Source organism: Dankookia sp. P2 (genome assembly GCF_050632255.1).
Taxonomy (GTDB): Bacteria; Pseudomonadota; Alphaproteobacteria; order Acetobacterales; family Acetobacteraceae; genus Paracraurococcus.
In genome coordinates this window covers 4755618-4774447 of sequence record NZ_CP192581.1, presented here as the reverse complement: position 1 = coordinate 4774447, position 18830 = coordinate 4755618, and the positions used below count along the sequence as shown (strand labels likewise).

19 protein-coding genes and 4 pseudogenes are annotated in these 18830 nt (G+C 72.2%); 15 read left to right on the top strand and 8 right to left on the bottom strand.

The features are described from left to right. The first annotated feature begins 22 nt into the window (after positions 1 to 22). The 8 genes and pseudogenes from fliG to ACQ86J_RS28270 all read left to right on the top strand — a co-directional run bounded on the left by fliG (position 23) and on the right by ACQ86J_RS28270 (position 8340). Positions 23 to 1009 carry a flagellar motor switch protein FliG gene (gene fliG, locus ACQ86J_RS28305; protein ID WP_431272561.1) on the top strand — a complete coding sequence of 329 codons (987 nt, stop codon included), beginning with the start codon at positions 23 to 25 and terminating at the stop codon, positions 1007 to 1009. Beyond that, positions 1006 to 1695 (top strand): hypothetical protein, encoded by a 690-nt coding sequence (locus tag ACQ86J_RS28300; RefSeq protein ID WP_431268149.1) that lies wholly within the window; start codon positions 1006 to 1008, stop codon positions 1693 to 1695. Before fliG ends, ACQ86J_RS28300 begins: the two co-directional genes overlap by 4 nt. A 3-nt stretch (positions 1696 to 1698) precedes the next feature. Further along, positions 1699 to 2025 carry a flagellar motor switch protein FliN gene (fliN, locus tag ACQ86J_RS28295; protein WP_241671618.1) on the top strand — a complete coding sequence of 109 codons (327 nt, stop codon included), beginning with the start codon at positions 1699 to 1701 and terminating at the stop codon, positions 2023 to 2025. A 4-nt stretch (positions 2026 to 2029) separates the two neighbouring features. Further along, positions 2030 to 3418: a sigma-54 interaction domain-containing protein gene (locus tag ACQ86J_RS28290; protein WP_431268148.1), complete on the top strand. Its 1389-nt coding sequence runs from the start codon at positions 2030 to 2032 to the stop codon at positions 3416 to 3418. Between the two features lie 3 nt (positions 3419 to 3421). Continuing rightward, the gene (gene flhA, locus ACQ86J_RS28285; protein WP_431268147.1) at positions 3422 to 5485 is read left to right on the top strand and encodes a flagellar biosynthesis protein FlhA; all 2064 of its coding nucleotides are present in this window, start codon (positions 3422 to 3424) and stop codon (positions 5483 to 5485) included. A 3-nt stretch (positions 5486 to 5488) separates the two neighbouring features. Next, positions 5489 to 6304, top strand: a pseudogene (locus tag ACQ86J_RS28280) (GTP-binding protein); the annotation flags it as partial. 79 nt (positions 6305 to 6383) lie between these two features. After that, a complete protein-coding gene (locus ACQ86J_RS28275; RefSeq protein WP_431268146.1) occupies positions 6384 to 7145 on the top strand; it encodes an AAA family ATPase in 762 nt (253 codons plus the stop codon). A 295-nt stretch (positions 7146 to 7440) separates the two neighbouring features. After that, a complete protein-coding gene (locus ACQ86J_RS28270) occupies positions 7441 to 8340 on the top strand; it encodes an OmpA family protein (RefSeq protein ID WP_431268145.1) in 900 nt (299 codons plus the stop codon). Between the two features lie 9 nt (positions 8341 to 8349). Here the strand turns inward: ACQ86J_RS28270 and ACQ86J_RS28265 are convergent. Continuing rightward, positions 8350 to 9249, bottom strand: a pseudogene (locus tag ACQ86J_RS28265) (S-methyl-5'-thioadenosine phosphorylase). Between the two features lie 143 nt (positions 9250 to 9392). Here ACQ86J_RS28265 and ACQ86J_RS28260 point away from each other — a divergent pair. Together ACQ86J_RS28260 and ACQ86J_RS28255 are read left to right on the top strand one after the other, a co-directional pair. Continuing rightward, positions 9393 to 9530 carry a hypothetical protein gene (locus tag ACQ86J_RS28260; protein WP_431268144.1) on the top strand — a complete coding sequence of 46 codons (138 nt, stop codon included), beginning with the start codon at positions 9393 to 9395 and terminating at the stop codon, positions 9528 to 9530. Positions 9531 to 9544: 14 nt separating this feature from the next. Further along, positions 9545 to 10336, top strand: a complete 792-nt coding sequence (locus ACQ86J_RS28255; protein WP_431268143.1) for a metallophosphoesterase — start codon at positions 9545 to 9547, stop codon at positions 10334 to 10336. 8 nt (positions 10337 to 10344) lie between these two features. Here the strand turns inward: ACQ86J_RS28255 and ACQ86J_RS28250 are convergent, their stop codons facing one another. The 5 genes and pseudogenes from ACQ86J_RS28250 to petA all read right to left on the bottom strand — a co-directional run bounded on the left by ACQ86J_RS28250 (position 10345) and on the right by petA (position 14630). Further along, a complete protein-coding gene (locus ACQ86J_RS28250) occupies positions 10345 to 10671 on the bottom strand; it encodes a hypothetical protein (RefSeq protein WP_431268142.1) in 327 nt (108 codons plus the stop codon). Then, a complete protein-coding gene (locus ACQ86J_RS28245) occupies positions 10614 to 11384 on the bottom strand; it encodes a hypothetical protein (RefSeq protein WP_431268141.1) in 771 nt (256 codons plus the stop codon). Before ACQ86J_RS28245 ends, ACQ86J_RS28250 begins: the two co-directional genes overlap by 58 nt. A gap of 202 nt (positions 11385 to 11586) precedes the next feature. Beyond that, entirely contained in the window at positions 11587 to 13680 is a 2094-nt protein-coding gene (locus tag ACQ86J_RS28240) for a cytochrome c1 (protein WP_431268140.1), read from the bottom strand. Between the two features lie 97 nt (positions 13681 to 13777). After that, a pseudogene (locus ACQ86J_RS28235) lies at positions 13778 to 13918 on the bottom strand (cytochrome b); the annotation flags it as partial. 163 nt (positions 13919 to 14081) lie between these two features. Beyond that, positions 14082 to 14630, bottom strand: coding sequence for a ubiquinol-cytochrome c reductase iron-sulfur subunit (petA, locus tag ACQ86J_RS28230; protein ID WP_431268139.1), 549 nt, complete (start codon positions 14628 to 14630; stop codon positions 14082 to 14084). A 187-nt stretch (positions 14631 to 14817) separates the two neighbouring features. Here petA and hemF point away from each other — a divergent pair. From hemF to ACQ86J_RS28205, 5 genes and pseudogenes are all read left to right on the top strand, one after another. Further along, a pseudogene (hemF, locus tag ACQ86J_RS28225) lies at positions 14818 to 15761 on the top strand (oxygen-dependent coproporphyrinogen oxidase). A gap of 72 nt (positions 15762 to 15833) precedes the next feature. Continuing rightward, the gene (locus tag ACQ86J_RS28220) at positions 15834 to 16358 is read left to right on the top strand and encodes an NADPH:quinone reductase (protein WP_431268138.1); all 525 of its coding nucleotides are present in this window, start codon (positions 15834 to 15836) and stop codon (positions 16356 to 16358) included. Beyond that, positions 16355 to 16807, top strand: coding sequence for a zinc-binding dehydrogenase (locus ACQ86J_RS28215; RefSeq protein ID WP_431268137.1), 453 nt, complete (start codon positions 16355 to 16357; stop codon positions 16805 to 16807). Before ACQ86J_RS28220 ends, ACQ86J_RS28215 begins: the two co-directional genes overlap by 4 nt. 58 nt (positions 16808 to 16865) lie before the next feature. Continuing rightward, positions 16866 to 17039, top strand: a complete 174-nt coding sequence (locus ACQ86J_RS28210; RefSeq protein ID WP_431268136.1) for a hypothetical protein — start codon at positions 16866 to 16868, stop codon at positions 17037 to 17039. After that, positions 17021 to 17197 carry an FKBP-type peptidyl-prolyl cis-trans isomerase gene (locus ACQ86J_RS28205; protein WP_431272560.1) on the top strand — a complete coding sequence of 59 codons (177 nt, stop codon included), beginning with the start codon at positions 17021 to 17023 and terminating at the stop codon, positions 17195 to 17197. Before ACQ86J_RS28210 ends, ACQ86J_RS28205 begins: the two co-directional genes overlap by 19 nt. A gap of 21 nt (positions 17198 to 17218) precedes the next feature. Here ACQ86J_RS28205 and ACQ86J_RS28200 read toward each other — a convergent pair whose 3' ends face one another. After that, positions 17219 to 17968: a cation:proton antiporter gene (locus tag ACQ86J_RS28200; protein WP_431268135.1), complete on the bottom strand. Its 750-nt coding sequence runs from the start codon at positions 17966 to 17968 to the stop codon at positions 17219 to 17221. Next, complete coding sequence (locus tag ACQ86J_RS28195; RefSeq protein WP_431268134.1) at positions 17896 to 18762, bottom strand: cation:proton antiporter; 867 nt, start codon at positions 18760 to 18762, stop codon at positions 17896 to 17898. Before ACQ86J_RS28195 ends, ACQ86J_RS28200 begins: the two co-directional genes overlap by 73 nt. Positions 18763 to 18830: the final 68 nt, after the last annotated feature.

Here is an 18830-nt window from a genome sequence, read left to right as displayed (position 1 = left end):
CACGCGCGGCATGCTGGCGGGGATGAGCGGGCCGCAGAAGGCCGCGGCGCTGATGCTGGCGATGGGCGAGGAGCACGCGGCGACCCTCTTCGCCCGCATGCATGAGGACGAGATCCGCGACCTCTCGGCCGCCATGGCCTCACTCGGCGCCGTGCCGGCCCCGGTGATCGAGGAGCTCTGCCGTGAATTCGGCGACCAGCTCGGCCAGACCGGCAACCTGGTCGGCACCTACGAGAGCACCGAGCGGCTGCTGTCGAAGACCCTGCCGCGCGACCGGGTCAGCCAGATCATGGAGGAGATCCGCGGCCCGGCGGGCCGCACCATGTGGGACAAGCTGGGCAACGTGAACGAGGCGGTGCTGGCGAACTACCTGAAGAACGAATACCCGCAGACCGTCGCCGTGGTCCTCACCAAGGTCCGTCCCGACCACGCCGCCCGCGTCCTCTCGCTGCTGCCGGAAGGCTTCGCGATGGAGGTCGTGATGCGCATGCTGCGGATGGAGACCATCCAGAAGGAGGCGCTGGAGGGCGTCGAGCGGACGCTGAAGGCCGAGTTCATGTCGAACCTTGCGCGTGCCCAGCGGCGCGACGCGCATGAGATGATGGCCGAGATCTTCAACAACCTCGACCGCCAGGCCGAGGGTCGCATCCTCTCGGCGCTCGAGGAGCGCAACCGCGACAGCGCCGAGCGCATCCGCGGCCTGATGTTCACCTTCGAGGACCTGCAGCGGGTCGACGGTGCCGGGCTGCAGGCGCTGCTGCGCTCGGTCGAGAAGGACAAGCTGGCCCTCGCGCTCAAGGGCGCCTCCGAGGCGCTGCGCGAGATGTTCATGAAGAACCTGACCGAGCGCGCGGCGAAGCTGCTGCGCGACGACATCGCCGGGCTCGGCCCGGTGCGGCTGCGCGACGTGGACGAGGCGCAGGCCTCCATCGTGCTGCTGGCCAAGGACATGGCGGCGCAGGGCCAGATCCAGCTGCAGGACGGGCGCGAGGAGGAGATGGTCCCGTGACCGAGGCCTTCCGCCCCGCCCAGGCCACGCCCCGTCCTGCCCTGCCCTTCGAGCCGGTCCTGCCGGCGCCGCGCCGGCCCGGCCAGGCGCCGCTGCGGGTCATGGCCTTCGACGTGCCGGATTTCGACGCGCCCCCGCCCGCCCCCGGACCGGCGCCCGAGGAACTGGCCGCCGCCGCCCTGGAGGCCCGGCTGGCCGCGGCGCGCGAGGCCGGCTTCGCCGCCGGCGAGGCGACGGCGCGGGAGGCGGAAGCGGCCGGGCTCGCGGCGCGCGAGGCGGCGGCGCTGGAACGCATCGCCGCGGCGCTGGCCGAGGCCGCGACGCGGGCCGGCGATGCCGCGGCCGAGGCGGCGGAGGCTCTGGCCGGGCTGCTGCTGGCGACGCTCGACGCCGCCCTGCCGGAGGCGGCGGCGCGGCTGGCGCCGGAGGCCGCGGCGCGGCTGGCCGCCGAGCTGCGGCCGCTGCTGGAAGCCGGCGTTGCGGTCACCCTGCGCGTCGCCCCCGGCTGCGCCGCGGCCGCGGCGGCCCGGATCGGCGAGACCGCGCTGACAATCACGGAAGACCCCGGCCTGCCGCCCGGCGATGCCACGGCGGCCTGGCGCGGCGGCGGCGCCGCGCTGTTGCTCGCGTCGCGGCGGCAGGCGATCGCCGCCCTGCTGCAGGCCTTCGACCTTCAGGAGAGATAGCGCATGCCGGACCCCGGACCTTTCGAGAGCGTGACGGCCGCCGAGGCCAGCGCGGCGCGCGCGGCGGCGGGCCCCTCGGCCCGCGACCTCGAGGCCGTCTACGACATCCCCGTGCAGGTCAGCGCGGTGCTCGGCCGCGCGACGATGCAGGTTTCGCAGCTCCTGAAGCTCGGCCGCGGCGCCGTGGTGGAGCTCGACCGCAAGCTGGGCGAGGCGGTCGACATCTACGTCAACAACCGCCTGGTCGCCCGCGGCGAGGTGGTGATGGTGGACGACAACCGGCTCGGCGTGACGATGACCGAGATCGTCAAGACCGACCGGCTGGGATGAGGGCATGACCCGTGTCCTGATCATCGGCGCGCTCGATGCCGAGCTGGGCCAGGCCGCGCGCATCGCCGCCGCGCGCGGCGCCCGGGTGGCGCAGGCGGACGGGCCGGCGGCGGCCCTGGCGCGGCTGCGCACGGAGGGCGCCGACCTCGTCCTGTGCGACCTCGCGCACGACATCGGCTGGCTGATCGAGCGCCTGGCCACCGAGCGCATCGCCTGCCCGGTGATCGCCTGCGGCCGCAACGCCGATGCCGCCGCCGCGGTCCGCGCCATCCAGGCCGGGGCGAAGGAATTCCTCCCCCTTCCCCCCGATGCCGAGCTGATCGCCGCCATGCTGCAGGCGGTGGCGGGGGAAGCGGAAGGCCCGGTCTGGCGCGACCCCGCCATGGCCGCGCTGCTGGCACGGGCCGAGGCACTGGCCCGCGCCGAGGCGAGCGTCCTCGTCACCGGGGAGAGCGGCACCGGCAAGGAGGTCCTCGCCCGCTTCCTGCACGCGCACAGCCGCCGCGCCCGCGGCCCCTTCGTCGCGCTGAACTGCGCCGCCCTGCCCGAGACCCTGCTGGAGAGCGAGCTTTTCGGCCATGAGAAGGGCGCCTTCAGCGGCGCGGTCGCGGCGCGCAAGGGCAAGTTCGAGCAGGCCGATGGCGGCACGCTGCTGCTCGACGAGATCGGCGAGATGGATGCAAGGCTTCAGGCCAAGCTGCTGCGCGTGATCCAGGAGCGGGAGGTCGACAAGCTGGGCGGCACGGCACCGGTCAAGGTCGATGTCCGGCTGCTGGCGGCGACCAACCGGGACCTCGGCGCCGAGGTCCGCGCCGGCCGGTTCCGCGAGGACCTCTGGTTCCGGCTGAACGTCGTGGCACTTCACATCCCGCCGCTGCGCGAAAGGCCGGGCGACGTCACCGCGCTGGCGGCGCATTTCGCCCGCCGCTTCGCCGCCGCCAACGGGCTGCCGCAGCGCGCCGTCTCCCCCGCCGCCGAGGCGCTGCTGCTGGCGCATCCCTGGCCGGGCAATGTGCGCGAGCTCGAGAACACCCTGCACCGCGCCGTGCTGCTGGCCGAGGGCGCCTGGATCGGGCCGGAGGCGATCGAGCTGACGCCGCTGCCGGCCGCGCGGCCGGCGGCCGAGGCGCCGGCGCCCGCCGCCGCCGCGGCGCCCTCGCCCGCCCCTGCCCCCGTCTCCGCCCTGGTCGGCCGGCGGATGGAGGAGGTGGAGCGCGACCTGATCCTCGAGACGCTGACCCACTGCCTCGGCAACCGGACCCGCGCAGCGGAGATCCTCGGCATCTCCATCCGCACGCTGCGCAACAAGCTGCATGAATACCGCGCGCAGGGGGCGCCGGTCCCGGTCGCGCCCGGCAGCGGGCTGCTGCCCGGCCTTGGGATGGGCCGCTGACGCATGGGGAGCATCGCGCTGCCAGGATGGCTGCGGGAAATCCGGATCGGCGGCGACGTGGCCCTGGCCTTCGGCGTCGCCCTGCTGCTCGCGGTGCTGGTGGTGCCGCTGCCGACCCTGCTGCTGGATGCGGCGCTCGCGCTCTCCATCACGCTCTCGGTGCTGATCCTGATGGTCGCGCTGTTCCTGGTGCGGCCGCTCGACTTCACCGCCTTCCCGCAGATCCTGCTGCTGTCGACCCTGCTGCGCCTGGCGCTGAACGTCGCCACCACCCGCACCATCCTTACGCATGGGCACGAAGGCCCGGCCGCCGCCGGCCAGGTGGTCGCCGCCTTCGGCGGCTTCCTGATGGGCGGCGACGTCATGGTCGGGCTAATCGTCTTCGCCATCCTGCTGGTGGTGAACTTCATGGTCGTCACCAAGGGCTCGGGCCGCATCGCCGAGGTCGCGGCGCGGTTCAGCCTGGACGCCATGCCCGGCAAGCAGATGGCGATCGACGCCGACCTCTCCTCCGGCCTGATCGACGAGAAGGAGGCGCGCCGCCGCCGCCGCGAGCTCGAGGAGGAGAGCGCCTTCCACGGCGCCATGGACGGCGCCGCCAAATTCGTCCGCGGCGACGCCATCGCCGGGCTGATCATCACCGCGATCAACCTGCTCGGCGGCCTCGCCATCGGCGTGCTTCGCCAGGGCCTGCCGATCGGGGAAGCCGCGACCACCTTCTCGATGCTCACGGTGGGCGACGGGCTGGTCAGCCAGATCCCCTCGCTGCTGGTCTCGGTCGCCGCCGGCATCGTGGTGACGAAGGGCGGTGGGGAGGAGCGCGCCGACCAGGTGATGGGCCGCCAGCTCGGCCAGGGCTGGAAGCCGATGGCGCTGGCCGGCGGCGCCGCGGCGGTGATGGCGCTGCTGCCGGGCATGCCGATGTTCCCCTTCCTGGCGCTGGCCGGCGCCGCCGGCGCCACCGCCTGGAGCCGGCGCGAGGCCGCCCGCACCGCCGAGGCGGCGCCCGCGGCCGCCCCGGCCGAAGCCGCCGAGCCGCCGGTCGCCGATGCGCTGCGGCTCGACCTGCTCAGGCTGGAACTGGGCTACGGCCTGCTCTCGCTGGCCGCTGGTGAGGCGCCGCGGCTGACCGAGCAGATCAAGGCGCTGCGCCGGTCCATGGCGCAGGAGATGGGCTTCGTCCTGCCGAGCGTCCGCATCCAGGACAATCTGGAGCTGCCGCCCGACACCTACATCCTGCGGGTCAAGGAGATCGAGGCCGGGCGCGGCCAGCTCCGCCCGCCGCTGCAGCTGGCGATCGATCCTTCCGGCCAGGTGCCGGCCATGGCCGGGGAGCGCACCACCGAGCCCACCTTCGGCCTGCCCGCCCTCTGGATCGAGGAGGGGCTGCGCGACGAGGCGCTGGCGCGCGGCTGCACCGTGGTGGACTGCGCCGGCGTGCTGGCGACCCACCTGACCGAGACGGTGCGCGACACCATGCCCGAGCTGCTCTCCTTCGCCGAGACGCAGAAGCTGCTGGACGAGCTGCCGGCCGAGCACCGGAAGCTGGTGCAGGACGTCATCCCCTCCCAGATCGGCACCGGCGGGCTGCAGCGCATCCTGCAGGCCCTGCTGGCCGAGCGGGTCTCGATCCGCGACCTGCCGACGATCCTGGAAGGCGTGCAGGAGGCGGTGGCGGCCGGCAGCCGCGGCATCGGCGGCATCCTCGGCGTGGTGCGGGCACGCCTGTCGCGGCAGCTCTCGGAGGCCGCGCGGGGCCCGGGCGGCTACGTGCCGCTGATCGCGCTCTCGGCCGACTGGGAGCTGGCCTTCGCCGAGAGCCTGGCCGGCCCGCCCGAGGACCGCCAGCTCGCCATGGCGCCGACCAAGTTGCAGGAATTCATGCAGCGGTTGCGCGACGCTTTCGACGCCGCCGCAGCCAGCGGCGAATCCCCGGTGCTGGTCTGCTCCGGCGCCATCCGCGCCCATGTCCGGGCGATCGTCGAGCGCTTCCGCCCAGCGACCATGGTGCTCAGCCAGGCGGAGATCCACCCGCGCGCCCGCATCCGCACGCTGGGGCAGGTCTAGCGGATGCGGCTCCGGCTGTTCCGCGCGGCCCGGATGGCGGAGGCGATGGCGCAGGTCCGTGCCGCGCTGGGCGATGACGCGGTGATCCTGGCGACCCGGCGGGTCGCCGGCGGGGTCGAGATCACCGCGGCGCGGGATGCCGCGGCCGAGCCGGAACCCTGGCTGATCCCGCCCGATGCGCCGGCGCCGGCCGCGGCCCAGGGCCCGCTGGCGCGGCACAACCTGCCAGCCGGGCTCGCCGCCCAACTGGGCGCCGGACCGCTCGACCAGGCGCTGGCCACCGCGCTCGGCTTCGCGCCGCTGCCGGATGCCGCGGCGGCGCCCCTACTGCTGGTCGGCCCGCCCGGCGCCGGCAAGACGCTGGGCTGCGCCAAGCTGGCCGCCCGCGCCGTGCTGGCCGGCGGCGCGCCGCTGGTGGTCACCACCGATGGCGCCCGGGCGGGGGCGGTGGAGCAGCTGGCGGCCTTCACCCGCGTGCTCGGCCTGACGCTTTCGGTCGCGCCGCAGCCGGCCGCACTGGCCAAGGCGGTGGCCCGGCGGGCGCCGGGCCAGGCGGTATTGATCGACAGCGCCGGCTGCGACCCTTTCGACCCGACCCAGGCCAGCGCCCTGCTGGACCTCGCCCGGGTCGCCGGCGCCACCCTGCTGCTGGTGCTGCCGGCGGGACTGGACCCGGCCGAGGCGACGGAGACGGCGCAGGCCTTCCGCGCGCTCGGCGCGCGGCACCTGCTGCCGACCCGGCTGGATGCGGCGCGTCGGCTCGGCGGAGTGCTGGCCGCGGCGGCGGCCGGGCTGGCGCTGACCGAGGCGGGGCTCGGCCAGGATCCGGCGGGCGACCTGGTGCCGATCGACCCCGCCTGGCTGGCGGCGCGGCTGCTGCGCGCAGCGAAGGGGATGCATGACCACCGCAGAGACCGATCGCGCCGCAGGCCGGCTGCTCGCCGTCGCCTCCGGCAAGGGCGGCGTCGGCAAGACGGTGCTGGCCATCGGCCTGGCCCAGGCGCTGGCCCAGGCGGGCCAGCGGGTGCTGCTGGTCGATGCCGATCTCGGCTTGGCCAATGTGGACGTCCAGCTCGGCCTCGATCCGCGGCACGATGTCGCGGATGTGCTCGCGGGGCGGTTGAGCGCCGCTGCCGCTGCCACGACGCACGATGCGGGCTTCGCCGTCCTGCCCGGCCGCTCCGGCTCCGGCGCCCTGGCCGGGCTGGAGCCTGTGGCAGTGGCCCGGCTTGAGGCGGCGCTGCGCGCGGCGACCGCGGAGTTCGATACCGTGCTGCTCGACCTCGGCGCCGGGTTGGATGCCGCGGTGCGCCGCCTGGCCGCCTGCGCCGACCTGCTTCTGGTGGTCGCGACCGAGGAGCCGACCAGCCTGACCGATGCCTATGCCGTGCTGAAGCTGCATCGCCGCGACCGGCCGGGCGCCGCGGCGCGGCTGGTGGTCAACCAGGTGAGCGACCGTGCCGCCGGGGAGCGCACCTGGCGGACCCTGGACCAGGCCTGCAGCCGCTTCCTCGGCGCTGGGGTCCCGCTGGCCGGAATCGTCCCGCGCGATGCGCGGGTGGCCGATTCGATTCGCCACCAGACCCCGCTGCTGACCCGGCACCCGACCTGTTCGGCGGCGCGCCAAATCGCGTTTCTGGCGAAGTTTCTGTCGACGTGAACACACTTTTGCGCGCTTCGCAGCCGCGAAAGGTTTTGCGTTGCCATCCCAGCCCAAGGCCGGGCTATGTAGTCTCCACCCCTTCCTGGTCCGTCCTCCGCCGGCGGTCCGTCCTGGAGCTTCCAATGCCGTTCCGTCGCCTTCTCCTGGCCGCAACCCTGCTCGCGGCGCCGCTCGCCGCCGGGGCGCAGCCGGTCGAAGGGCTCTATCTGGGGCCGGCGCCGGCCTCAACTTCGTTCCCGACCTCAACGACCAGGGCGTCCGCCTCCGCACCCGCGATCCCGGCTTCGCGGGCGTGCTCTCGCTCGGCTGGGGCTTCGGCAATGGCTGGCGGGCGGAGATCGAGGGCAACTACCGCACCGACGAGGTCGACCGGCTGTCGCTGAACGGCGCCCGGGTCGGCAGCTCGGGCTACTATGACAAGTACGGGGCGATGGCGAACCTGCTGTTCGACTTCGACCTTTCCAACTTCGGCATCGCGCCCTCGACCTACCAGCCCTATGTCGGCTTCGGCGGCGGCTATGTCTGGAACGAGATCCGCAAGGCCCGCTTCGCCACCGGCGGCAGCAGCTACCGGATCGAGGACACCGATCCGCAATTCGCCTACCAGGCCATCCTCGGCTCGGCCTTCGGCCTCGGCAACCTGGCGCCGGGCCTATCGGTGACGGCGGAGTACCGCTTCCTCGGCACGCTCGATCCGAAATTCACCATCAATCGCACCAGCGGCCCGGCCGTCCCCGGCGTGCCAGGCAGCTTCGAGCCGACCAATTACAACCACTCCGTCCTGCTCGGCCTGCGCTACGCCTTCAACCCGCCGCCGGTGGCCACGGTGCCGGCGCCGGCACCGGTTGCGACGCCCGAGTTGGCGCGCACCTACCTGGTCTTCTTCGACTGGGACCGGGCCGACCTGACCGACCGTGCCCGGCAGATCATCGCCGATGCCGCCGGCGCCGCCCGCCGGGTGCAGACCACCCGGATCGAGGTGGCCGGCCATGCCGACCGTTCCGGCACGCCGCAATACAACCAGCGCCTGTCGCAGCGCCGTGCCGATGTGGTGGCGAACGAGCTGGTGAAGCAGGGCGTCGCCAAGGACGAGATCACCGTCACCGCCTTCGGCGAGACCAAGCCGCTGGTCCCGACCGCGGACGGGGTGCGGGAGCCGCAGAACAGGCGCGTCGAGATCGTCCTGCGGTAGCCGCGGGGCTCAGCCGAGCAGGCGGCCGGCCACCGCGTCCAGCTTCGCCAGCAGCGCCGGGTCGCGCTTGTCCGGCGCGGTGATGATGGCGTGGTCGAGCGCGCGGTCGCAGCCCGCCGGGCACAGGCCGCGGGGCTGGCCCAGCACCGGGACTACCGCCTTCACCAGCGCCTTGGCCTTGTCGGCATTGCCGAACAGCACCTTCACCACCTGGTCGACCGTGACGTGGTCGTGGTCGGGGTGCCAGCAGTCGAAATCCGTCACCATGGCGACGGTCGCGTAGCAAGCTCCGCCTCGCGGGCGAGCTTCGCCTCCGGCATGTTGGTCATGCCGATGACGCTGCAGCCCCACTGGCGGTACAGTTCGCTCTCGGCCTTGGTGCTGAACTGCGGGCCTTCCATCACGAGGTAGGTGCCGCCGCGCGTCACTGGAAGCGCCAGCCCGCGCGCCGCGGCCTCCACCGCGTCGCCGATCCGCGGGCAGACCGGATGGGCGACCGAGACATGCGCGACGCAGCCGCTGCCGAAGAAGCTCTTCACCCGGGCGAAGCTGCGGTCGATGAATTGGTCGACGATGACGAAATGGCCCGGCGGCAGATCCTCCCGCAGCGAGCCGACGGCCGAGAGCGAGATCACGTCGGTAACGCCCGAGCGCTTCAGCGCGTCGATATTGGCGCGGTAATTCAGCTCGGAGGGGGGTCGGGTGGCCGCGACCGTGCCGTGGCAGGAAGACGCAGCGGACTCCGGCCAGCCGGCCGAACAGCAACTCGTCCGACGGCGCCCCCCAGGGCGTCTCCACCTTCCGCCACTCGCGGTCCTCGAGCCCATCGATGTCATACAGGCCGGAGCCGCCGATCAGGCCGATGACGGGGTGATGGGGTCGGACATGGACAGGCTCTCCGGCATTCAGGCCGCGGTTCTAGGGAAACTGCGACGGGCTGCCCAGGCCCGTGTCGCCGAGGCATGCCCATCGCTGCCTCGGCATGCGATGATCGCCGGCAGATCGCGCCCCGGCGGAACCACACAACTTCAAGGAGAGGCCGCCCTTGACCCGTGCCCCTGACCATGGCGGCGCTGCTGCTGCCCCTGCTCGCCGCCTGCAACCGGCCGCCCGCGCCGGTGGTGGACAGGGCGATCGAACGCGGCACCGCGCTGCCGCCGCCCGGCCTGGCGGAAGCGCCGCGGCGCTGAGGCAGGGCGGCCATGTGGATCGCCCAGCTTTCCGACCCGCATGTTCGGCCCGTGGGAACGCTCTACCAGGGCGTGGTGGATGCCAATGCGGCGCTGGCCGCGGCGGTCGCACAGGTCAACGCACTCGACCCGCAGCCCAGGCTGGTGCTGCTGACGGGCGACGTGACGGAGAGCGGGACAGCGGCCGAATACGCCGCGGCGCGGGCCATCCTGGCGCCGCTGCGCGCCCGCTGCGGGTCATCCCGGGCAACCATGACGAGCGCGAGGCCTTCCGTCGGGCCTTCCACGACCACACCTGGCTGCCGGCCAGCGGTCCGCTGCACTATGTGGACGCGGCCTCCGGCCCGGTGCGGGTCATCGCGCTGGATGTCACCATCCCCGGCCTGCACCATGGCGAGGCCGATGCCGCGGCGCTCGCTTGGCTGGAGGCGGCGCTGGCCGAGGCGCCGGGGCGGCCGACGGTGGTCATGATGCACCAGCCGCCGATCGAGTGCGGGGTGCCCTATCTCGACCGGTACCGCTGCCATGGCGAGGCGGCACTGGCGGCGCTGCTGGGACGATACCAGGCGGTGGAACGCCTGCTCTGCGGCCATGTGCACCGGACGATGCTGCGGCGCTTCGGCGGCACGCTGCTCTGCACCGCGCCGAGCACCGCGACGGCGATCGCGCTGCGGCCGCGCGGGGATGCCCGGCCGGCCTCCCATCTCGAGCCGCCGGGCTTCCTACTGCACCAGTGGCGGCCGGAGGGGATGCTGACGCATCACCTGCCGATCGGCGACTTCCCCGGCCCCTACCCCTTCGCCTGAGCCCGGCGTCAGGCCCGACGGCCGATCTGGTGGTGTCCGCCACCCAGCGCCCAGTGCCGGTCATGATGGCCGTCTCCATGGCCATGGCCGGCGCGGTGATGGCCGGCATCCGAATGCCCATCCGTCCCGCCGCCGCCCTCCCCGGCAGGGACCAGATCCGTCACCGTCAGCGTCACCGCCGGCAAGTTACCGAGGAAGCCGGAGGCATTGGCGCTGGTCGGGTGAAGGGTGATCGTCTCCGCATGCGCCCCTGGTGTCGTCGTGTCGAATTGCAGGCTCAGCGCGGCCAGTGCATCCCCGGCCGCCAGCCCGGCGAAGGGATCAGCGCCGGCCACCGCGACGCCCTCGCCCGAGACGTCGAAGCTGCCGCCGAGATCGTCGGCCGGCGCCAAGGCGAAGTTGCGGATGGCGAGCAGCACTGCCCCGGGATCGCTGCCCTGGGCCAGGCTGCCCAGGTCGAGGGTCCAATGGGTGCCCTCCCCGCCAGGGTGCCGGGGCCCGAGACCAGTGCGAAGCCGGGATCGGCATAGTTCAGCACGGCGCCGGTGATGGGCAGGGTGGTGCCGGTGTCGGACTGGAAGCCCTGGAACTCGAACCCGATATGGACAGCCTGGTCCTGCAGCAGCCGGGCTTCCATGGTATCGAGCGTGAGCTCGAAGGTTGCCGTGCCGCCGCGCGGGCCGATGCCGAAATCCTGCGGCGTGACGCCCGAGCCGGACAGCGCCGGATCGGTCACGGTGCCGCCATGCGTCAGGGTCTGAATGGCCCCGAAGGAGGGCCACCCCGCATTGCCCGAGAGATTGGTCAGGGCATAACGCAGGTGCCCCGCATCGCCGACATGCAGCGTGCCGAAATCCAGGCTGGTCAGGGCCGAGGCGCCGGTGAAGCTGCCTTGGTCCGGATCATAGATCCTGACGTTCGGCACATCGATGGTGCCGAGGATGATCCGCCCCGTGCCGTCGATACCCAGGCCCGGGTCGAAGTCGTTTCCGCTGCCGGGATTGCCGTTGTTCAGGATGAGGAGCTGGAGCGTGTTGTCGCCGAGCACGACATGGCCACCACCTGCGCTATCGCCCGGCCCGGCCAGCGCGAGGGTGAAAGCGCTGACCGAGACCTCGCCGAAGGGCGGGTAGATGAGGGCGAGGCGCCGGCCTGGCTGAGGTCGAGGACCGAATCATGGCCAATGGTCAGCGTCTGGTTCACCGAGAGCGTGACACCCTGCAGCAGCAACGCGCTCCCGCTGCCCTCGGTCACCGCCCCGCCGACAGCGCCCCCATGCCGTCCAGCGTGACATTGGCCCCGTCCTCGATCAGCAGGGTGCCGATCCGGCCGCCACCCGTCACGCGCCAGTCGCCCGCCTGAAGCACCGCGGTGTCGCCCTGGCCCGGCGCGCGCTCCGCCGGAGCGTCCAGCGTCGCGTCGAAACCAGCTCGCCGGGTCGTCGAAGCGGGCCCCGGGTGCACCGATCCAATCGAAGATGTCGGCCATGGCGTCTGTCCTCCCCAATCCAGCCGGTAAAGGAAACGCCCGCCACCTCGTGCTTTGGAAGTCTGAACATCAGCGAAAGCTAATCGAGGGCACATCACGCCTCGGCGACACGACAGCCCGGGATTGAAAAGGCCGCCCGGTGGGGCGGCCTTTCCGAGATGCGTGCGGGAGCCGCGGCTCAGTGCACGTCGGCCCATACCTTGCGCTTCACCGCATAGGCGAGGCCGCCGAGGATCGTCAGGAACAGAACCATCTTCACGCCCAGCGACTTGCGCTGCTCGAGCTCCGGCTCGGCCGCCCAGGTCAGGAACTGGGAGACGTCCTTCACCATCTGCTCGATCGTCGGCTTGGTGCCGTCGGTGTACTCGACCTGGCCCTCGCTGCTCAGCGGCTGGGCCCATGGCGATCTGGTGGCCGGCGAAATACTTGTTGTAGTTCATCCCCGGCATCAGGGTGACGCCGGCCGGCGGGTCCTCGTAGCCGGTCAGCAGCGCGTGGATGTACTGCGCGCCGCCTTCCCGGGCCTTGGTGATCACCGACAGGTCCGGCGGCAGGGCGCCGTTGTTCGCCGCGCGGGCCGCCTTCTCATTGGCGAAGGGGCTGCGGAAGCGGTCGGAGGGACGCCCCGGCCGTTCGAACATCTGGCCCTCGTCATTCGGCCCGTCCTGCACCTGGACCGTCGCCGCGATCCCCCGGACCTCGGCATCCGAGAGGCCGAGCTCGCGCAGGTTGCGGTAGGACAGCAGGTGCATCGAATGGCAGTTCGAGCAGACCTCCTTGTAGACCTGGAAGCCGCGCTGCGCCGAGGCGCGGTCGAAATGCCCGAACAGCCCGTCGAAGGAGAAGTGGACCTCCGGGGAGTGCTCGGCCCCGCCGGCCGCCCGGGCCGGCGCGCCGAGGCCGGCGCCGGCGACCAGGCCGACGGCGACCGCGAGGGCCTTGAGGGTGGACGTCATCAAAGTCCCCTTGGGCATCACGCCTTCTCCATCGGCTTGCTCATGGCGCCGGCCATGACCGGGCCGCCGCCGCGCAGCACCGGACGGGCGATGCTCTCCGGCAGCGGCAGCGGCCGCTCGAGCCGGCCGAGCAGCGGCAGGATCACCAGGAAGTACAGGAAGTAGTAGGCCGTCGCGACCCGGCTGATGGTCACGTAGGGCTCCTCCGGCGGCTTGCCGCCGCAGTAGGCAGCACGAAGAAGCTGACCAGCCAGGTGAACAGGAAGGGCCGCGCCAGCGGCGGAAGCGCATGGAGCGCACCGGGGAGGTGTCCAGCCAGGGCAGCACGAAGAGGATGGCGATGGAGGCGCCCATCATCACCACGCCGCCCAGCTTGTCCGGCACCGCGCGCAGGATCGCGTAGAAGGGCAGGAAGTACCATTCCGGCACGATATGCGGCGGCGTCACCAGCGGGTTGGCCGGAATGTAGTTGTCCGGGTGCCCGAGCATGTTCGGGAAGAAGAAGACCAGGATGGCGAAGAACGCGAAGTAGGCGACCAGGCCGACGCTGTCCTTGGCGGTATAGTAGGGGTGGAAGGGCAGCGTGTCCTGCGGCCCCTTCGGGTCAATGCCGAGCGGGTTGTTCGAGCCCGTGATGTGCAGCGCCGCGACGTGCAGGAAGACCACGCCGAAGATCACGAAAGGCATCAGGTAGTGCAGGCTGAAGAAGCGGTTCAGCGTCGGGTTGTCGACCGAGAAGCCGCCCCAGAGGAAGGTCACGATGTCCGGGCCGACCAGTGGCAGGGCGCTGAACAGGTTGGTGATGACCGTCGCGCCCCAGAAGGACATCTGGCCCCAGGGCAGCACATAGCCCATGAAGGCCGTGGCCATCATCAGCAGGAAGATGACGACGCCCAGCATCCACAGCAGCTCGCGCGGCGCCCTTGTAGGACCCGTAGTACAGGCCGCGCCAGATGTGGATGTAGACGACGATGAAGAACATCGATGCGCCGTTGGCATGCGCGTAGCGCAGCAGCCAGCCGTAGTTCACGTCGCGCATGATGCGCTCGGGACGGAGATCGAAGGCCATGCTGGTATGCGCGGTGTAGTGCATGGACAGGAAGATGCCGGTCGCGATCATGATCAACAGGTTGACCATGGCGAGGGCGCCGAAGTTCCAGAAGTAGTTGAAGTTACGGGGCGTGGGGAACGTCCCGTACTCCTTCTGCATCATGGTGATGACGGGAAGCCGCGCGTCGATCCAGCGGAGGACCGGGTTGGCGACGTCGCTCTTGTGCAGTCCGGTTGCCATTGCCTGCTCCTCAGCCGACCGTGATCTTGGCGTCGCCGTTGAAGGCGTAGTCGGGCACCGCCAGGTTCAGCGGCGCCGGTCCCTTCCGGATGCGGCCGGCAGTGTCGTAGTGGCTGCCGTGGCAGGGGCAGAACCATCCGCCGTAGTCGCCGCGCGGGTCGGTCGGCTTCTGGCCGAGCGGCACGCAGCCGAGATGGGTGCAGACGCCGACCAGGATCAGCCAGTTGTCCTTCTTCACCCGCGACTGGTCGGTCTGCGGGTCGCGCAGCTCGGAGAGCGGGACCGCACGGGCCTCCTTGATCTCCTCGGGCGTCCGGTTGCGGACGAAGACCGGCTTGCCGCGCCACATCACCGTCACCGCCGAACCGGCGGCGATCGGGGTGAGATCGACCTCGGTGGTCGAGAGCGCGAGCACGTCGCGCGCCGGGTTCATCAAGCTGATGAAGGGCCAGGCCATCGCGCCGACACCCACGGCGGCGAAGGATGCCGTCACCAGTTGCAGGAAGTCGCGCCGGGTCCCGCCGTCCTGCGGCGCCGCCTGCGCCATACTATCGGCCATGCCTCATCGTCCCTGATCGCGGCCACGCTTGCGTCCCGGGACGGGACCGGCGGGGGCCGAATGCGATTGACGCCGCGTTGAGGGTTCGGGGGCGGGCATGGCCCGGCCTGCGCTACCCTCACGCGCCGCGCCGCATATAAAGGGACGGGATGCGGGGTGGCAATCCACCGCAAGCGCAATAGAACCCATGCGGAGCGAGGAGGAAACCCGACGCCGTGCAGCAGGCCCCAATGACCGATGCCACCGGACCCGCGCCTGGCCCCGCAGCGCACCCTTCGCCGCCCGGGCGCGCGCCTGGTTCGAGGCCTTGCGCGACAGCATCTGCGCCACCTTCGGATCGATCGAGGACGAGCTTGCCGCCGGCCCGCATGCCGGCCTGCCCGCCGGCCGCTTCGCCCTGACCCCCTGGACTCGGCCCGAGGGCGGCGGCGGGGTGATGGGGCTGATGCGCGGCCGGGTCTTCGAGAAGGTCGGGGTCAACGTCTCCACCGTCCACGGCGCGTTCTCCCCCGAATTCCGCAAGCAGATCGCCGGCGCCGAGGAAGACCCCCGCTTCTTCGCCACCGGCATCTCCCTGGTCGCGCATATGCGAAGCCCGCGCGTCCCGGCAGCGCACTTCAACACCCGCTTCCTGGTGACGACGAAGCACTGGTTCGGGGGCGGCGGCGACATCACGCCCATGCCGATGGAAGCGCCCGAGATCGCTGGCCGACGCCGCCCGCTTCCACGCCGCCTTCCGGGCCGCCTGCGACCGGCACGACCCGGATTACTACCCGAAGTTCAAGCAGTGGTGCGACGAGTACTTCACCCTGCCGCACCGGGGAGACCCGGGGGCTTGGGGGAATCTTCTTCGACTACCTCGGCGACCGCACCCCTGGGCATGGGATCGAGGCCGATTTCGGCTTCGTCCAGGATGTCGGCCGCGCCTTCCGGGACGGCTATTCGGCCATCATCCGCGACCGGATGCACGAGCCCTGGACGGCGGCGGAACGGGAGCACCAGCTGGTCCGGCGCGGGCGCTACGTCGAGTTCAACCTGCTGCACGACCGCGGCACGCTGTTCGGGCTGAAGACCGGGGGCAATGTCGAGGCGATCCTGATGTCGCTGCCGCCAGAGGCGAAATGGCCCTGAGCCGGCGGCATCCCGGGCTTGACCGGGGAGCCCGCCGTCGCCATCCGGGCTGCCAGCGGAGGAGAATGAGCGATGAAAGCCGTCTGGTACGACCGCAACGGCGGGTCCGAGGTGCTGACCCACGGGGACCTGCCCACCCCCTCCCCCAGCCCGGGCGAGGTGCTGGTCCGCCTTGCCACCTCCGGCGTGAACCCTTCCGACTGGAAGACCCGCCGCGGCTCCCGCCCCATGGCCTTCCCCCGCGTCGTCCCGCATAGCGACGGCGCCGGGACCATCGAGTCGGTCGGCGAGGGCGTCGACCGGACGCGGATTGGCCAGCGGGTCTGGATCTGGAACGGCCAGTGGAAGCGGGCCTTCGGCACGGCAGCGGAATACATCGCCCTGCCTGCCATCCAGGCGGTACCGCTGCCGGACAATACCCCCTTCGAGGCCGGCGCCTGCCTCGGCATTCCGGCGCTGACCGCGCTGCATGGGGTGCTGACCGATGGCGGCGTCACCGGCCGGACCGTGCTGGTCACCGGCGGGGCCGGCTCGGTCGGCCATTACGCCATCCAATCGCCCGCTTGCTCGGCGCGCGCCGCATCCTGGCGACCGTGAGCTCCGAGGCGAAGGCTGCCCATGCCCTGGACGCCGGGGCGGACGCCACCATCGACTACAAGCGGGAGGACGTGGCCGAGCGCGTCCTGGCGCTGAGTGGCGGCGCCGGGGTGGACCGGGTGGTCGATATCGACCTCTCGACCACCGCGCCGCTGCTGCCGGGCATCCTGGCGCCGGGCGGGCTCTGCGCCGCCTATGGCTCGAACGGGCCCGCGGCGAGCATGCTGTTCGGCCCTGCCATCATGCGCGGCATCGCGGTGCGCTGGTTCATCGTCTACGAATTGGACGCCGCGCAGCGCGCCATGGCGGTCGGCACGCTGGATGCCTGGCTGCGCGCCGGGCTGGTGCGGCACGCGGTGGCTGCCCGGGTGCCACTGGCCGATTGCGCCGCGGCGCATGACGCGGTCGAGGCTGGCCGCTACATGGGCAACCTCGTGCTGGACTGCTGACACGCGGCGCCAGCCGGCGCCGCGACCGAGGCTACGACCACAAAGGAAGGCGACGACCATGAGCGACGAGACGATCGGCACCGGTGCCGAGGCCACCCCGGGCCAGCTGGTCACGGTGCACTACACCGGCTGGCTCTTCGACGCCGCGGCGCCGGAGACCAAGGGCCGCAATTCGACAGTTCGCGCGACCGCAACGACCCCTTCCAGTTCGAGCTGGGGGCCGGCCATGTGATCCAGGGCTGGGACAAGGGCGTCGCCGGCATGAAGGTCGGCGGCAAGCGCCGCCTGACCATCCCGCCGGAGCTCGGCTACGGCGCCCGCGGCGCCGGCGGCGTCATCCCGCCGAACGCCACCCTGGTCTTCGACGTGGAGCTGCTCGGGGTCGAGTGAGGACCGGCGCTGCGGGGCGTCCTATCCCGCCCGCAGCGCCTTGATCCGCGGGTCGGCCGAGAGCTCGAGCAGGTCGATCTCCTCCTCGATCGCGTGGAAGGCGTCGTCGCCGATGGCGCCCGCCGAGCGCAGCGCCCCGAGCCGGGCGCGCTGCGCCGCCACCGCCCGCCGCTGCAGGGCCGAGAGCGCCTCCCCGGTGCCCTCGGCCGGGCGGAGGCGCGTCGCATATTCCTCCCGCAGCAGCGCCGTGGCGCCGTCGGCCGGCGCCTCCGCCAGCACCGCCAGCGCCGCCCGCGCGGTCTCGGCCCGCGCCAGCGCCACTTCCTGCTCGACCGCGCCGTCGTCGGGCAGGGCCAGCCGCGCCAGCAGCCAGCGCAGCGTCAGCCCCTGCGCCGCCAGCGTCACCACCGTCACCGCGAAGGCGGTCAGCAGGATCAGGTCGCGCCAGGGAAAGCCCTCGGGCAGGGCGAGCGCCGCGGCCAGCGTCACGATCCCCCGCATGCCGCACCAGGCGACGATGGCGCCGCCCTGCCAGCTCGGCGGCTGCAGCGGCCGCCGGGTCTGCATTCCCCAGCGGCTGATCTTCCAGCGGATGACGGTGTTGTAGCCCATCACCCAGAAGACCCGGACCAGGATGACGGTGACGCAGGCCGCCGCGGCGAAGGCCGCATCCCGCCAGGCGCCGCCGTCCAGCCGGGTCAGGATGCCGCGCGCTGCAGCCCGATCAGGATGAAGGCCAGCACGTTCAGCACGAAGACAGCCACCTCCCACACCGCATAGGAGCCGATGCGGTGCCGCGCATCCGATCGCAGCGGGGCGATGCGGGCGATGGTGATGGCATAGGCCACCATGGTGATGATGGCGGAGACGCCGAGCCGTTCCGCGATCAGCCAGGCGGCGAAGGTGCCGAGGAACTGGAACAGCACCGACAGCGCCAGTTCCTCCACCCGGCAGGTCAGCCAGAAATACAGCCGCGCCAGCGCGTAGCCGAGCGCCGCGCCGCCGCCGCAGGTCAGCAGCAGCAGGGGCAGGATGCTCCAGCCGTCGAAGGCGGCGCCCATCGCCGCGCCGACCGCGACCCGGTAGACCAGCAGCGCCGAGGCATCGTTCAGCAGGCTCTCGCCCTCGAGGATCACCAGCACCCGGTGCGGCGGGCGCAACTGCCGCAGCACCGCGGTCGCGGCCGAGGCGTCCGGCGGCGCCACGATGGCGCCGAGCGCGATGGCAGCGGCCCAGGGGATGCCCGGCTCTATCCAGCGTGCGACCAGGGCGACGCCGAAGGTGGTGCAGAGCACGCAGACCACGACGAGGCCCGTCACCGGCAGCCATTTGTCGCGCAGGTCGCGCGGCGAGGAGTCGTAGGCCGCGTCGAGCAGCACCGGCGCGACGAAGAGCGCGAGTGCCAGGTCCGGGTCGAGGGTGATCTCCGGCAGGCCGGGCACCACCGCGCCGAGCGTGCCGGCCAGCGCCAGCAGCGCCGGATAGGGCGCCCGCAGCCGCCGCGCCCAATGTGCCAGGGCGGCGCCTGCCAACAGCAGGCCGATGACAATCTCGAAGACGAGCATGCGGGGTCCCGGCCGTTGCGCCGCGCTACCATTGGGGGCCGGCGGATGCTATGGAAGCCGCCAACGAA

What these genes read in the sequence shown, in the direction of transcription:
- fliG (WP_431272561.1), top strand. Translation starts at nt 23, where the DNA reads ATGAGCGGGCCGCAGAAGGCCGCGGCGCTGATGCTGGCGATGGGCGAG.
- fliN (WP_241671618.1), top strand. Translation starts at nt 1,699, where the DNA reads ATGCCGGACCCCGGACCTTTCGAGAGCGTGACGGCCGCCGAGGCCAGC.
- ACQ86J_RS28290 (WP_431268148.1), top strand. Translation starts at nt 2,030, where the DNA reads ATGACCCGTGTCCTGATCATCGGCGCGCTCGATGCCGAGCTGGGCCAG.
- flhA (WP_431268147.1), top strand. Translation starts at nt 3,422, where the DNA reads ATGGGGAGCATCGCGCTGCCAGGATGGCTGCGGGAAATCCGGATCGGC.
- ACQ86J_RS28275 (WP_431268146.1), top strand. Translation starts at nt 6,384, where the DNA reads ATGACCACCGCAGAGACCGATCGCGCCGCAGGCCGGCTGCTCGCCGTC.
- ACQ86J_RS28240 (WP_431268140.1), bottom strand. Translation starts at nt 13,680, where the DNA reads ATGCTGGGCGTCGTCATCTTCCTGCTGATGATGGCCACGGCCTTCATG.
- petA (WP_431268139.1), bottom strand. Translation starts at nt 14,630, where the DNA reads ATGGCCGATAGTATGGCGCAGGCGGCGCCGCAGGACGGCGGGACCCGG.
- ACQ86J_RS28220 (WP_431268138.1), top strand. Translation starts at nt 15,834, where the DNA reads ATGAAAGCCGTCTGGTACGACCGCAACGGCGGGTCCGAGGTGCTGACC.
- ACQ86J_RS28210 (WP_431268136.1), top strand. Translation starts at nt 16,866, where the DNA reads ATGAGCGACGAGACGATCGGCACCGGTGCCGAGGCCACCCCGGGCCAG.
- ACQ86J_RS28195 (WP_431268134.1), bottom strand. Translation starts at nt 18,762, where the DNA reads ATGCTCGTCTTCGAGATTGTCATCGGCCTGCTGTTGGCAGGCGCCGCC.